The organism is Pseudochrobactrum sp. XF203, from assembly GCF_020341615.1.
GTDB classification, from domain to species: domain Bacteria; phylum Pseudomonadota; class Alphaproteobacteria; order Rhizobiales; family Rhizobiaceae; genus Pseudochrobactrum; species Pseudochrobactrum saccharolyticum.
This window is the reverse complement of record NZ_CP084392.1, coordinates 800,782-815,231: the sequence shown is the minus strand read 5'-3', so window position 1 is coordinate 815,231 and position 14,450 is coordinate 800,782. Positions and strand designations below refer to the sequence as shown.

General features: G+C 51.8%; 11 protein-coding genes. 4 read left to right on the top strand and 7 right to left on the bottom strand.

From position 1 onward, the window contains the following. Nucleotides 1-131 precede the first annotated feature (131 nt). Nucleotides 132-1,013 (top strand): pirin family protein, encoded by an 882-nt coding sequence (locus tag LDL70_RS03450; RefSeq protein ID WP_225687094.1) that lies wholly within the window; start codon nucleotides 132-134, stop codon nucleotides 1,011-1,013. A 109-nt stretch (nucleotides 1,014-1,122) separates the two neighbouring features. Then, entirely contained in the window at nucleotides 1,123-1,812 is a 690-nt protein-coding gene (locus LDL70_RS03445; protein WP_022711184.1) for a hydrolase, read from the top strand. A 59-nt stretch (nucleotides 1,813-1,871) separates the two neighbouring features. Here the strand turns inward: LDL70_RS03445 and LDL70_RS03440 are convergent, their stop codons facing one another. The 5 genes from LDL70_RS03440 to ureB all read right to left on the bottom strand — a co-directional run bounded on the left by LDL70_RS03440 (nucleotide 1,872) and on the right by ureB (nucleotide 8,671). Beyond that, on the bottom strand, nucleotides 1,872-3,263 hold the full coding sequence (locus LDL70_RS03440; RefSeq protein WP_075654794.1) for an MATE family efflux transporter: 1,392 nt from the start codon (nucleotides 3,261-3,263) through the stop codon (nucleotides 1,872-1,874). Nucleotides 3,264-3,534: 271 nt separating this feature from the next. After that, nucleotides 3,535-4,824, bottom strand: coding sequence for an NCS2 family permease (locus LDL70_RS03435; RefSeq protein WP_075654458.1), 1,290 nt, complete (start codon nucleotides 4,822-4,824; stop codon nucleotides 3,535-3,537). A gap of 376 nt (nucleotides 4,825-5,200) precedes the next feature. Further along, nucleotides 5,201-5,893 carry an alpha/beta hydrolase gene (locus LDL70_RS03430; RefSeq protein ID WP_225687092.1) on the bottom strand — a complete coding sequence of 231 codons (693 nt, stop codon included), beginning with the start codon at nucleotides 5,891-5,893 and terminating at the stop codon, nucleotides 5,201-5,203. A gap of 210 nt (nucleotides 5,894-6,103) precedes the next feature. Then, on the bottom strand, nucleotides 6,104-7,819 hold the full coding sequence (ureC, locus tag LDL70_RS03425; RefSeq protein WP_225687091.1) for an urease subunit alpha: 1,716 nt from the start codon (nucleotides 7,817-7,819) through the stop codon (nucleotides 6,104-6,106). Nucleotides 7,820-7,909: 90 nt separating this feature from the next. Next, nucleotides 7,910-8,671 carry an urease subunit beta gene (gene ureB / locus LDL70_RS03420; RefSeq protein WP_225687089.1) on the bottom strand — a complete coding sequence of 254 codons (762 nt, stop codon included), beginning with the start codon at nucleotides 8,669-8,671 and terminating at the stop codon, nucleotides 7,910-7,912. Nucleotides 8,672-9,349: 678 nt separating this feature from the next. On the opposite strand from ureB, the gene LDL70_RS03415 reads away from it, so the two are divergent. Together LDL70_RS03415 and LDL70_RS03410 are read left to right on the top strand one after the other, a co-directional pair. Then, nucleotides 9,350-10,927, top strand: a complete 1,578-nt coding sequence (locus LDL70_RS03415) for an EAL domain-containing protein (RefSeq protein WP_151158337.1) — start codon at nucleotides 9,350-9,352, stop codon at nucleotides 10,925-10,927. 188 nt (nucleotides 10,928-11,115) lie between these two features. Next, nucleotides 11,116-11,826 carry a L,D-transpeptidase gene (locus tag LDL70_RS03410; protein WP_225687087.1) on the top strand — a complete coding sequence of 237 codons (711 nt, stop codon included), beginning with the start codon at nucleotides 11,116-11,118 and terminating at the stop codon, nucleotides 11,824-11,826. A 147-nt stretch (nucleotides 11,827-11,973) separates the two neighbouring features. On the opposite strand, the gene LDL70_RS03405 is transcribed toward LDL70_RS03410, so the two are convergent. Next, nucleotides 11,974-12,684 (bottom strand): phosphoribosylaminoimidazolesuccinocarboxamide synthase, encoded by a 711-nt coding sequence (locus LDL70_RS03405; protein ID WP_221720460.1) that lies wholly within the window; start codon nucleotides 12,682-12,684, stop codon nucleotides 11,974-11,976. 181 nt (nucleotides 12,685-12,865) lie between these two features. Next, the gene (gene guaA / locus LDL70_RS03400; protein ID WP_370627044.1) at nucleotides 12,866-14,431 is read right to left on the bottom strand and encodes a glutamine-hydrolyzing GMP synthase; all 1,566 of its coding nucleotides are present in this window, start codon (nucleotides 14,429-14,431) and stop codon (nucleotides 12,866-12,868) included. Nucleotides 14,432-14,450 lie beyond the last annotated feature (19 nt).

Sequence of the window (14,450 nt, the reverse complement as noted above, 5' to 3'; positions counted from 1 at the left end):
ATAACCTTATTATTTTAAACCGCTACGGTATTGTCTCATATTTCAGACATTGTAGTGCATTTTCACAGACTACCGCTAGCTTTGTCCTGCTCATATCTTCCTGTCATTCAGCGCAATACAGGAGACAGATAATGAGAAAGGTATTAGGTGTTTACAGCAGCCCCCGCCCGCATTGGGTAGGCGATGGCTTTCCGGTCCGCTCAGTCTTCTCCTATGCCAGCCATGGCGATCATGTCAGCCCGTTTCTTCTGCTTGACTATGCAGGTCCGGCAGAATTCAGCCCTGCCGGTCATGCCTCCGGTGACCGGCGGGGCATAGGCATTCATCCGCATCGCGGCTTTGAGACAGTCACGCTTGTTTATCAGGGCGAACTCGAACATCGGGACTCAACCGGCAAAGGCGGCACGATCGGTGCGGGCGATGTGCAATGGATGACGGCAGCCAAAGGCATCCTTCATGAAGAACTGCATTCGCGCGCCTTTACTGAACAGGGTGGCACGCTGCAAATGGTTCAGCTCTGGGTCAATCTGCCTGCGAAAGATAAAAATGCAGAACCCGGCTATCAGAACTTACGGAGTGCAGAGATACCAGTTGTTGACCTGCCGGATAAGGCAGGCAGCCTGCGCGTTATTGCCGGTGCTTATAACAAGGTCAAAGGCCCTGCCCGTACCTTCACGCCCGTCAATTTATGGGATGTCAGCCTGCGGCAGAACACAACTGCAACCCTGACTATTCCCGACGGGCATACGGCAATGCTGGTCGTGCTCAGCGGCTCAGTGACAATCAATAATGACAAGCAGGCCGGTGAGGCTCAGCTGGTTTTGCTGGATCGCCACGGCACGGATGTCTGGATAGAAGCGCAGAATAATGCCTCTTTTCTGGTTCTCAGCGGGGAACCAATTGACGAGCCTGTCGTTATTCATGGGCCATTTGTAATGAACAGCACGGAAGAAATCAGCTCCGCCCTCCGCGATTTTCAGAATGGCCAATTCGGACACATACCCCTTTCATGACCGGTTTATCCGGCCATGCTCTGCCGGTCTCACCTTGCCCCCCAGTTTCGTGAGACCGGCAGATGATGAAATGATTCAGCCTGACATTTAATCCAAGGGAGACGTCGAAATGAATATTCCATCAACCATTGCCAATTTTAACGGTCAGCGGCCGGTTATCGACCCGGAAGATTCTGTCATGTTGCTGATTGACCACCAGAGCGGGCTTTTTCAGACCGTCGGCGATATGCCCATGACAGAATTGCGCGCCCATGCAACCGCATTGGCCAAGATCGCCACACTGGCTAAAATTCCTGTTATCACCACTGCATCAGTGCCGCAGGGGCCGAACGGCCCGCTGATACCGGAAATTCATGAGAATGCCCCTCACGCCAAATATGTTGCCCGCAAAGGCGAAATTAATGCATGGGATAATCCGGATTTCGTTGCCGCCGTCAAAGCAACCGGCCGCAAGACCCTGATTATTGCCGGTACAATTACCAGTGTCTGCATGGCCTTTCCGTCGATTTCAGCGGTCTATGACGGATATAAAGTTTTTGCCGTTGTTGATGCTTCCGGCACCTATTCCAAAATGGCTCAGGAAATTACGCTGGCGCGGGTGACGCAGGCCGGTGTTATTCCAATGGATACCGCAGCGGTAGCCTCTGAAATTCAGCGCAGCTGGAACCGTGATGATGCGGCGGAATGGGCCAAAGTCTATACCCTTATTTTCCCGCCTTACCAGCTTCTGATTGAAAGCTATATGAAGGCACAGGAAGTCGAGAAAAATCACGAAACACTGGATTCAATGCGGAAATAATTTCCGGTCACAGAAATGAAAATGGCTGCGGAACTTATCTGTTCCGCAGCCATTTTTTATCAGACATAGACCACATTGCTGAGGCTGTCGCGGCGCATCCAGCGCTGTGTCATCAACACAGCGACAATTGCAAGTCCCGTCGCCAGACCGATCCACACGCCGATCCCCTCAAAGTTGAAGGTAAAGGCCAGCAGCGCCCCAAGCGGCAAGCCAACGCCCCAATAGCCGAGCAGTGCCAGAAACATCGGAATGCGTGTATCCCGCAAGCCGCGCAACATACCCGCTGCCACCGCCTGCGCCCCGTCAACAATCTGGAACAGTGCTGCAAAAGCCAGAAATGATATGCAAAGCCGGATCACTTCCGCATTGGCCGGATCACGAATATCCAGAAACGCACTGATAAACACCTTCGGCATCAGGATCATCAGCAGGCCCATCACGCCCATGAAGCCGACCCCCAAAGCATAGGCACTCCAGCCCGCATAGGCCACGGCCTCACGGTTACCCGCGCCATAGGCACGACCAACACGCACAGTCGCCACCTGTCCGAAGCCGAGCGGCACCATGAAACTCAGCGAAGCAATCTGCATCGCTACCGCATGCGCAGCCAGTGATGTCGGGCTGATTTTACCCATCATCAGCACAGCCGCATAGAAAATCGTGGTTTCAAAGGCAAAGGTCAGTGCCATTGGCAAACCAATGCGCCACAATTCAAGAAAACGCGGCCAGTCAGGGCGCCAAAAGCGGCCGAACAAACGGTAGCGACGGAATTTCTTATGAGTGCAGACAACGACAACCAGACCAAAGAACATCATCCAGCTGGAGGCTGTCGTCGCAATGCCGGCACCGCGCAGCCCCATTTCCGGCATGCCGAATTTACCGAAAATCAAGCTATAGGCAGCAATCGCATTGAACACGATAGCAAAAGCCGCAATCAGCAATGTCCAGAGCGGACGCTCCATCGCCGCCAGAAATGAACGCAGACCGATATAACCGAGATATGGCAGCATCGCCCATTGCAGCGTATGCATCATCTGCACGGAATGCGCGGCAATATCCGGCCGTTGCCCCATAAACAAGAACACGGATTCCGCATTCCATAGCAGCACCCAGAACGGAATGCAGATGATAATCGCTGTCCAGAATCCCTGACGCACAGTGCGGCGCACATCGCGCACGGAATGGCGGTTGCGGCCAAGCGCCATCGCCATCATCGGCAGCGTGGCGGAAACCAGCCCCATGCAGAAGATCATCATCGAATGATAAAAGCTGGTCGTCAGCACGGCAGCAGCCAGCGTATCGGCGCCGAGACGCCCGATCAGAATGACATCCGTTGCTGTCAGCGCTGCCTGCGAAAGATTCGTAAAAATCAGCGGCCAGCCAAGTTTAAAGGACGAAATGACCTCCCGCCCCCAGCGATTACCTGTATTTGTCTGCGTAATTGCAGTCATGTTCAGCCGCCTCCCGACAGCTTTTTCCGGCACAGGCCGGGTTTTCAAAGCATTTTCCGGCCTGACTGCCTCAGGAAAATACGCTCATTTTGTTATGGTATATTCGCAAGCAATTTCCGGACAAAGGAGCCGGCGCTTAACATTGAGAACCATGCTGTATCATGCCGGTTCATGAAGATCGAGAGCGATCTGAAAGAACAATCAAATGTGTTGAGCCGCAGTGCTTTCCAGCGCTGCGGCTCAACATAGTAACAATCAGGATTACTATGCTTTAATGCACATAGGCAAAGCGGATCACAAACAATGCCGCAACAATCCATGTTGCCGGATGAATAACCCGCCATTTACCCGAACCGGCCTTGAGCACAACATAGCTGATGAAGCCGAAGGCCAGACCATTGGCAATCGAATAGGTGAACGGAATGCCCAGAGCTGTCAGAGCAGCTGGTGCAGCTTCCGTTACATCGTCCCATTCGATTTCAGACATTTCACGCATCATCAGACAGGCGACATAGATCAGCGCCGGCGCTGTTGCATAGGCAGGAACGGATCCGGCCAGAGGTGAAATGAACAAGGCAGCAAGGAACAGAAGAGCGATAACCAGTGCTGTCAGACCTGTGCGGCCACCGGCCTGAACGCCGGAAGCGCTTTCAACATAAGCGGTTGTCGAGCTGGTACCGATCAGTGAACCGCCGATGATGGCAGTGCTGTCTGCAAACAAAGCGCGGTTCAGACGGTTCGGCTTACCCTCAGGGATAAGACCTGCACGCTTGCTCACGCCGATCAGCGTACCGGTAGCGTCGAAAACTTCAACCAGCACGAAAACCAGAATAACCTGCAGGAAGCCCACATGCAGAGCGCCCATAATATCGAGCTGCATAAATGTCGGCATCAGGCTTGGCGGTGCTGAGAACACGCCCTGAAACTGGCTGACGCCGAGCATGATCGACAGAACGGTCACAACCAGAATACCTATCAGAATTGCGCCGCGCACTTTCAGCGCATCCAGAACGGCCATCACGAAGAAGCCGAAGATCGCCAGCAACGGACCGGTTTTGGTCAGGTCGCCAAGGGTGATGAAAGTTGCTTCGCTGCCGACAATAATGCCGGAGCTTTTCATACCGACCAGCGCAAGGAACATGCCGATACCGACAGCAATCGCACTGCGCAGGGATTTCGGAATACCGTCAACCAGCCAGCTACGGATGCCGGAAATGGTGAGGATGAAGAAAATCACACCGGAGATAAAGACAGCGCCCAGAGCCTGCTGCCATGTGAAGCCCATAATACCGACAACGGTGAAAGCGAAAAACGCATTCAGACCCATGCCCGGTGCCATACCGATCGGCCAGTTGGCAACAAATGCCATCACGATAGAGCCAAGCGCTGCGGCAAGACAGGTCGCGACAAAGATCGCATTACGATCCATGCCGGTCGAGGACAGAATGTCCGGATTAACAAAAATGATATAGGACATTGTCAGGAACGTTGTCAGACCGGCGAGCACTTCTGTGCGCACATTGGTCTTATGTTCCTGTAATTTGAAAAGCTTTTCCAGCATGGTAGCTCCCTGTCAGTCTTTGGTAAGAAAGCATTCTGACGTCTTGCAGATGAATGGCCTCCTCGCAAAATCCTGATAGCAAAACCTGCTGCAGTCCACGGGAGACGACCTGTTTTATAGCGCCTGATCCGGCGGGATAAAACAATGCCACATTTTCGCCATTATCATGAATAGCCGGTCGCGTAAATGCGCAGCACCCTCCGGCACTCCGCAGTGCAGGCTTTATGCACCGGAATCTCACAGGTAAAAAAGACTGAAAATCGTAATGATATGCCGGTTCAAAGCCGGAATGTGTCGCGCGTGAACACTGCGACACACTCCGTTTTAATAGGCCGCATCATAGCGGCAATCAGGCAGGATCAATATAGAAACAGCTTTAGCCAAGTGCTTTTGCAGCCTCATCAATCAGATTTGCAACCTCTGCCGCGCGGGAAGCCAGTGAAGCATGGCTTGCATCCAGCTCAATCAGTTTACGCGGCTTCATCCGTTCAGCCATATGTTTCTGATTGGCCGGATGGATCATGTGATCCTGCGTTGAAAGCTGATACCAGACCGGCTTATGTTTCCATGCAGGGTCGGTCACATTATCACCGAATGTCGTGGCAATCGGCGCCTTCTGCGCTACAGCCATTACCAGCGCTTCGTCCGCGCTCATATCCTGACAGAAGCTTTCATGGTATTTGTCATAATTAATCCAGAGATAGCCGTCACTGTCCGGAGCCAGATTGGCAATGGCTGCGGGCGGATTTGCCTGACTGATACCACCAGGGCTTTCCCCTGCATCCGGTGCGAAGGCCGCAATATAGACCAGTCCGGCAACATTTGGCAGATTGCCCATCTCGGTAATAACCGCTCCGCCATAGGAATGGCCGACCAGCAAAACTTTGCCTTCCTGCTGTTTAACCATTTTGCGGGTGCGTTCCGCATCATCTGCCAGAGATGTCAGCGGCATTTCCACGGCACGGATTTTGTCATATCCTTTACGGGACAATTCGAGAATAACTTTGCTCCAATGGGCGGCACCGCCCCAAAACCCGTGCACCAATACAATTGTCAGCTGACTACCCATAGCTATCTCCTTTTGCAGTGATAATCCTGAAAGATGTGCTGTCTTTTGATGCGTTACAGAATAAGGAATATTATTATTTTAGAATGATGCGATATTGCTGTAACGACAGTGCCTCGTAATTAGAGCGCCTGTTTTATCCGGCAACCGGATATTCAATATTTTTCGTAGCAGCACGCCGCATATTGCTACACGGCGTGCTGTCTTTAATAATCAGAACAGGTTGTAACGCTGTGCGAGCGGCACGACAGAAACCGGCTCCGCCCCGACCTCTGCACCGTCAACACTGACTTTATACGTCTTCGGATCAACCGTGATTTTCGGCAATGCATCATTGAGCTTCATGTCAGCCTTGGTCAGACCACGGCATTTGACAACCGGCTCGATACGCTTGTTCAGGCCGAGATTCAGCACATTACCATCATTGACCGAAGCCTGACTGACGAACAGAATTGATGTTTTGCCGATACCGGAAGACAAAGCACCGAACATCGGACGCATAATCACCGGCTGCGGTGTCGGGATTGATGCATTGGCATCGCCGATCTGCGCATAGGCAATGAAACCGCTCTTCATCACCAGTTCAGGTCGCTGACCGAAGAATGCTGGTTTCCACAATACCAGATCCGCGACTTTGCCTGTCTCAACTGACCCGATGAGATGGCTGATACCATGGGCAATGGCAGGATTGATGGTATATTTGGCGATATAGCGCTTGATACGGAAATTATCATTGCCTGCACCATCCTGCGACAGGTTTCCGCGCTGCGCCTTCATCTGATCGGCGACCTGCCATGTGCGCATGATGACCTCACCGCCGCGCCCCATCGCCTGACTGTCAGATGTCATCATGGAAATCGCGCCGATATCATGCAGCACGCCTTCGGCAGCAATCGTATTGGCACGGATACGGCTGGCTGCAAAAGCCACATCTTCCGGAATATTCTTATCCAGATGATGGCAGACCATCAGCATATCGAGATGCTCTTCCACCGTATTCACGGTGTAAGGCAAAGTCGGCGTGGTGGAGCTGGTCAGCACATTGGCTTCCGCACAGATGCGCATCAGATCAGGCGCATGACCACCGCCTGCACCTTCCGCATGATAGGCATGGATGGAGCGACCACCGAAAGCCTTGATGGAATCTTCCACCGTGCAGCTTTCATTGACGGAATCCATATGAATGGTGACCTGAATGTCATATTCGTCAGCCATATCCATACAGGTTGCAATAGCTGCCGGTGTTGTGCCCCAGTCCTCATGCAGCTTCAGACCAGCAGCACCGGCCAGAACCTGCTCGCGCATACCTTCAGGTCGGGATGAACTGCCACGACCGGTAAAGATCACATTGAGCGGCAGATCATCGGTCGCCTGCATCATATGATGCAAGTAGTTCGGATTTGGCGTGCAGGTGGTCGCCATTGAGCCTGTTGCAGGACCAGTACCGCCGCCGAGCACCGTGGTTAAACCGCTGGCAATCGAAGTAATTGGCTGTGACGGCGTGATATAATGGAAGTGCGTATCAATACCACCGGCGGTGACGATACAGCCCTCGCCTGAGATCACCTCTGTATTTACCCCGATCACCAGATCAGGATGCACACCAGCCATAATATCCGGATTACCGGCTTTGCCGATACCGGCGATTTTACCATCCTTGATGCCGATATCAGCTTTAACGATGCCGGTATAATCAATGATCAGCGCATTGGTGATGATACAATCCAGTGCCTTATCACTGCTGATGCCGGTTGCCTGCCCCATACCATCACGGATGACCTTGCCGGAGCCGAAGATGCATTCGTCACCATAGACAGTGTAATCATGTTCGACTTCCGCATAGAGATTAGTATCGCCCAGACGAACTTTGTCACCCTTGGTCGGGCCGAAAAACTTGGCGTAATCTGCACGGGTTATTTTATAGACCATGTTTTATCCTTATCGGCAGAGCGCGGCGTGATGCATATATCCGGCACTCTGCAAGCTTAAATTGTTGCGTAAGATCTGTGATAAAAGCGCTCATTCAGCACTGCGGCTGTCGGAAAAAGCACGCTCATTCACGCGGGAAAGCGTGCGCGCTTTATTCTCTGCGTCCACTGCACCATCGACCAGATTATTACCGCCGCGGATGATCTGATTGCCGGAGATTGCCACCAGTGTGACCTCTTTGGTTTCACCCGGTTCAAAGCGCGCAGCCAGACCCGCCGGAATATCCAGACGCTTGCCATAGGCTGCTTCACGATCGAATTTCAGACGCGGATTGGTTTCAACAAAATTGAAATGGCTGCCGATCTGTACCGGACGGCTATCGGTATTGGTGACGCTGATTGTGACAGTTTCGCGCCCTTCATTGAGCTGGATTTCGCCCTCTGCACAGATGACCTGACCGGCAATACCAATCTCTGCATCATCCTGCATTTTCTCCGGAACCGGCAGAAAACTTCCATAGAGTGCCAGTTTCATGTCGCCCTTGTCAGCACTGACCGGCGTGCGCACGGCAACCAGTTTGGTGCCGTCTTTGAATGTGCCTTCAATCTGCACATCTTCAATCATCTCGGCCACGCCGGACATGACTTCACGCTTGCCGAGAATGGTGCTGCCGAGGCGCATCAGCTCAGCGACTGAGTGCTGACCGTCGCGGATCAGCTCCAGCATGACGAGTGAAATAAGGGCAATGGCTTCCGGATAATTGAGACGCAACCCGCGTGCGAGACGGCGCTGTGCCAATTGGCCGGTGGTTACAAGCATCAGCTTGTCGGTTTCATGAGGTGTAAGATGCAAGGGTGTCTCCTTTGGTTTCGGGAAAACACAGGCGCAGCAAATCGCAAGGCGTGCCAAATCCTCGGCAAGCCGCTATGAATTTCAAGGAGCCTGTGTGAAGAATGGACGTGCTGCGAGAAAATACAGCTGATGCGCTTTGCACGGACCAATATCAATGACATCACAACGCGTCCTGCAGAACAGGAAGAGTTGCAGATTACACGGCATTACCACCGTCTATAGTCATGACGGTGATTATACTCATAGCGATGATTAATGGGCGCAATACGCCCGTAAGCAGCATCGGCTATGCCGGTGAATTTCAGATGATATGGATTAGCAATACAGAAAGGGCATCAGCACTTCGCAGCGGCTGAAACTAGCCGACATTAAGTCCTGAGAAATGTTCCATCATGTGATTAACGACAAAAAAAGTCAGCAATCTCGGCCCTGTCATTTCAGTTCTGTATGAAGAAAAAACTGCGATGCGGATTGGTCAATCTGAGTCATCGCAAGCCCGATAAAGACAGCAGTATAAACCGAAGTCAAGGGGACATTGCTGCGCTCTGCACGGTTAAAAAACATAGCTGAACACAATGACAAATGTTGTTTTATTAAACCTAAAAATGAAATTTTACACTGAATCCTAAGTCTTTCCCTGTATGGGAGGAAAGGCAGATAAATACGAAAGCCTTTGCAGTGATTTGGCATCGTCAGTTTAAGCTCGGAAAAAGCAATTATACAGCACGGCATATTATTGTCGTTTTGCTGGCTTTTTTCACGCCTATACTTCTGGGACTGCCGATTTTATATTGGCAATCCGGCAATACTTTACAGGAAAGAGCCCAATCAGCCAGCCGTGCCGTTATTGAACATGTTGATGATATTCTCGACAATGCAAGAAAAGTAACTGAAGACGCTGCACCTCTTATTGAAAAACCCTGCTCCGAAATTGTCGAAACACTGCGTATCAAAGCCACCACGGCATCTTTTGTCAGATCGCTGGCAGTCATCAAAAATGATACAATAACCTGCAGCACCATTTACGGTGACACGCGTCTGCCTGTAACAAGCGCCCATTTTTATGATGACCGTCTGGCCTTAATCGCCGGAAACAGAGTTTCACCTGACCGTGCAATTTTGCTCTACCGATGGAAAAACGGCACGTCATCTATTCTGGCCGGTATTGACGGTCTGCATATCATTCAGCTGCTCAACAGTCATGAGATGACACCGGCAACAACGCTGATTATCGGTTCTTACCGGCTTGAGCAGGACGGCAAAGTCCGCAACATATCTGCCGGAACCAGCAACAGCATTCTGATCCGCGACCGCTCCGATAAATATCCGTTTTCGGTTGAGACCGGTTTTCACAGCGGCGCATTACGGGACTATATTTTATCCCGCCATCTGCCGCTTATCATCCTGCTCGTCATTCTTGGCGGGCTGAGTGCATTTGCAACAAACCGGATGACGGTCAATGCCCGCAACATGACTGCTGAGGCCAAGCGCGCCATTCGCAACCACGAATTTATCCCTTATTATCAGGCAATTGTGCGGAGCGACACCCATGAATGGGTTGGTGCGGAAGTGCTGACCCGCTGGGATCATCCGCTTGAAGGCATGATCCTGCCAAACAGTTTTATTCCTTTTATGGAGCGTTCCGGACTGATTATTCCGATGACGGCAGCCCTGATCCGGCGCGTTGCGGAGGAATTTAGACTGCTGGAGAAACAGCTTCCTGACGGTTTCCATATCAGTATCAATGTTTCCGCCGTTTATCTGGCCGATCCTGAATTGATCAAAAGCTGTCACTATTTCCTGAGCCAATTTTCGCAAAACAAGATACGGCTGATGCTGGAACTGACCGAACGTGAAGCAATAGAGCCAACGCCGGAACTGTTACAGCAAATCCATACGTTGCGTCAGGCCGGAATTCTGATCGCACTGGACGATTTTGGCGTCGGTCACTCCAATCTCAATTATCTGAAAGAGTTTCAGGCGGATCTGCTCAAGATTGACCGTAGCTTTATTACCGGCATTGGCAGCAATGACTTCTCCCGCCATGTTTTGCAGAGCATTATTGATCTGTCGCAGCAACTGGGGCTTCGGATCATTGCAGAAGGTATCGAGACACGCCAGCAGGCCGATTATCTTCAAGAGAGAGGCGTCCAGTATCTTCAGGGCTTTTATTTCTCCAAGCCGCAGCCGATTACTGTTTTCCAGTCCCATATGTGCCAGCATTTATCGGGACAGAAACCGAAGCGTGGGAAGTAACCGCTCTGCAGCTCCCTGCCCTGTGCAGAACTGAGCGTTGCCAAAAAGATACCATCCCTCTGACATTCGCCCAATCTTTGTAAAAATAATTGATCACTTGGTAAACTCTTTGTAGACGCTTAAGAAAACCTTAAGTATCGCGAGGGAGCAAGCTGTCTTCCTTGCTAAAAACTGGAGCCGGTTTGTCCGTGTCATTATCCCCGCTGAAATTATCCCTGTTATTCGCCTGCGCTGCTGCTCTTTCTGCCTGTACCACTGTCCAGAATCCGCCACCTGTGCTCAATGCCAGCGTAACCCAGCCGCAGCCGGTGAAACCGGAACCGGTATCCGAGCCGGCAGCGACACCGGAAACTGACAGCGCCGCGCATATGTATCGCGCAATGACGGATCAGAATTACCAGATCCCTGCGATTGATCTGACCAAGCTGAAACCGGAACATCGCCGGACTGTTGTCGATTACAAGACCACAGAAAAACCGGGCACCATTATTGTCGATCAGCCTGCCCGCTATCTCTATTTTGTGCTGCCGGAAGGCAAGGCTGTCCGCTATGCCGTGGGTGTCGGCCCCGCAGCACGCGGCTTTAACGGCGGCGATGCAATTATCGCGCATAAGGCCGCATGGCCACGCTGGACGCCAACCCAGAATATGATCAAGCGCAATCCGAACCAGTATCTGCGCTACAAAGACGGCGTTGACGGCGGCCCGGGAAATCCGATGGGCGCGCGCGCACTCTATATGCATAAAGACGGCATCGACACTTATTACCGTGTCCACGGCACGAATAAACCTTCATCGATCGGCAAGGGTGTTTCCGCAGGCTGTATCCGCCTTATCAATCAGGACATTATCGACCTGCATTCCCGCGTAAAGCCCGGTGCACGCATTGTCGTGAAATAAAAAAACAATCTACCCTGCCTCGAAACAACAGTTACGGGGCAGGTTTTCAATCTCAGGACATAAAAACACCGCCGCAGTTTTCGCAACTGCGGCGGTGTTTTTATTATCCGTTTCACTTATGAAAAGAAGATAGAAATATTTTCTCAGTCAGCCGATCAGCTTTTCATAGACTTTGCCGTGTTCAAGCACTTTGCCTGTTTCATCCATAACACGCATGGCATCAGCGGAAATCTCATCGATAACCACGACTTCACCGTCGATCAGGCCGATTTCAATCTTCATATCGATCAGCGTCAGACCCAAACCACGCAAGTCAGCTTCTACAATACGGCACACATTACGGGTAATGTCCTTAGCCTTTGCAAGATGGTCAGGGCTTAAGAGGCCGAGCGCAACGATGGTGTCATCATTGATAAGCGGATCGCCGCGTTCATCGTCTTTCACAGTAATTTCAACGAGATAGTCAAATTTCTGTTCAGTGTTACGAATATATTGCTGATAACGGCGAATGAAACTGCCCCAAGGACGGGTGCGGCAAACAAATTCAAAGCCGCCGGTGCCGTTAATATCCTTGCCCAAAGGCTCGGCACGGCGAACTTCCATCGTGCCCTTTTCAAGATCAAGATTGACCAAATGGGTAGGCACGCCAGCAGCATGCAGTCGCTTGAAGAAATAATCCGTCATGCCAAGAGACTTGCGCCCCTTGCCTTCAACCTGACCAATAACGGTATTTGCACCCGGATCAATCACACCATCCGAGCCGGTTACATCATCCTTGAACACCAGAAGAATGTTGCCGTTCTCCAAGGCGTAGAGGTCTTTGGTCTTGCCGGAGTAAATCTTTTCGCTGCTGTTCATTCGTTTGCCCGCTCAGGTTTATGCGCTGATCATACCCAAAGCGGTTTACGTTCATGTTGGATCGCAATGCTCGCTCTGGATTCTTTAGTTTGTCGCATTATCCCTACGTCAAATTGGATCAACTTGACTGTGAAATGCTCCAGAAAAAAACAATGCGCCGATTGGCGCATTGTTCTTCAACTTATTCCCACTCAATGGTGCCCGGAGGCTTCGAGGTAATATCATATACCACGCGGTTAATACCGCGTACTTCATTGATAATACGGGTCGCTGCCTTGGCAAGGAAGTCCATATCATAGTGGTAGAAATCAGCTGTCATACCGTCAACCGATGTTACCGCACGCAGCGCACAAACGAATTCGTATGTACGGCCGTCGCCCATAACACCAACGGTCTGAACCGGCAGCAACACCGCGAAAGCCTGCCAGATCTTGTCATAAAGACCGGCTTTGCGGATTTCGTCCAGATAGACTGCATCAGCTTCACGAAGGATTTCAAGCTTCTCACGGGTGATACCGCCCGGGCAACGAATTGCCAAACCCGGACCCGGGAACGGATGGCGGCCGATGAAACTGTCCGGCAGACCGAGTTCCTTACCGAGAACGCGCACTTCATCCTTGAAGAGTTCACGCAGCGGTTCCACGAGCTGCATATTCATGCGCTCAGGCAGACCACCGACATTGTGATGCGACTTGATTGTAACCGAAGGTCCACCGGTGAAAGATACGCTTTCGATCACGTCAGGATAGAGGGTACCCTGTGCGAGGAAGTCTGCGCCGCCGAGTTTAGCAGCTTCTTCTTCGAACACTTCGATGAACAGACGGCCAATGGTCTTACGCTTCACTTCCGGATCAGTTTCCCCTTCCAGAGCGGAGATGAAACGATCCTGCGCATTCACCAGAACCAGCGGCATGTTGTAATGTTCTTTGAACATTGCAACAACCTGTGCCGCTTCATCCTTACGCATCAGGCCGTGATCAACCAGAATACAGGTCAGCTGATCGCCAACCGCTTCATGGATGAGCAGCGCTGCAACGGAAGAGTCCACGCCGCCTGAAAGCGCGCAGATAACCTTGCCTTTGCCAACCTGTTTGCGGATGGCTTCAACAGCCTGTTCGCGATAGGCGGACATTGTCCAGTCCGGCTTGATGCCAGCAATATTATGGACGAAATTCTGCAGGAGTTTCGCGCCGTCCGGTGTGTGCACCACTTCCGGATGGAACTGCACCGCAAAATATTTGCGTTTTTCATCGGCAATGGCTGCAAATGGTGCATTCGGCGATGTGCCGACAACTTTGAAGCCTTCCGGCAGCGCTGTCACACGGTCACCGTGGCTCATCCACACCTGATGGCGGGTGCCTTTGGCCCAGATGCCGGAAAACAGTGCGCTGTCCTCGTTCACTTCGAGGAATGCACGACCGAATTCACGGTCATGGCCGCTTTCGACCTTGCCGCCCAGCTGCTCGCACATGGTCTGCTGACCATAGCAAATGCCCATAACCGGAATACCGGCTTCAAACACTGCCTGTGGTGCGCGCGGACTACCGATATCGGTGGTCGAATGCGGGCTGCCGGACAAGATCACAGCTTTCGGATTGATGCGCTTGAACGCTTCATCTGCCAGCTGGAACGGCACGATTTCGGAATAGACTCCGGCCTCGCGCACACGCCGCGCTATCAGCTGCGTGACCTGACTGCCAAAGTCAATGATAAGGATAGTATCGGGATGGGTGCTCATGGGCAGCATCTAGAGAATTATGTTGATT

Coding starts and splice junctions, on each gene's coding strand:
- LDL70_RS03450 (WP_225687094.1), top strand. CDS start 132: ATGAGAAAGGTATTAGGTGTTTACAGCAGCCCCCGCCCGCATTGGGTA.
- LDL70_RS03445 (WP_022711184.1), top strand. CDS start 1,123: ATGAATATTCCATCAACCATTGCCAATTTTAACGGTCAGCGGCCGGTT.
- LDL70_RS03440 (WP_075654794.1), bottom strand. CDS start 3,263: ATGACTGCAATTACGCAGACAAATACAGGTAATCGCTGGGGGCGGGAG.
- LDL70_RS03435 (WP_075654458.1), bottom strand. CDS start 4,824: ATGCTGGAAAAGCTTTTCAAATTACAGGAACATAAGACCAATGTGCGC.
- LDL70_RS03405 (WP_221720460.1), bottom strand. CDS start 12,684: ATGAACAGCAGCGAAAAGATTTACTCCGGCAAGACCAAAGACCTCTAC.
- LDL70_RS03430 (WP_225687092.1), bottom strand. CDS start 5,893: ATGGGTAGTCAGCTGACAATTGTATTGGTGCACGGGTTTTGGGGCGGT.
- guaA (WP_370627044.1), bottom strand. CDS start 14,431: ATGCTGCCCATGAGCACCCATCCCGATACTATCCTTATCATTGACTTT.
- ureC (WP_225687091.1), bottom strand. CDS start 7,819: ATGGTCTATAAAATAACCCGTGCAGATTACGCCAAGTTTTTCGGCCCG.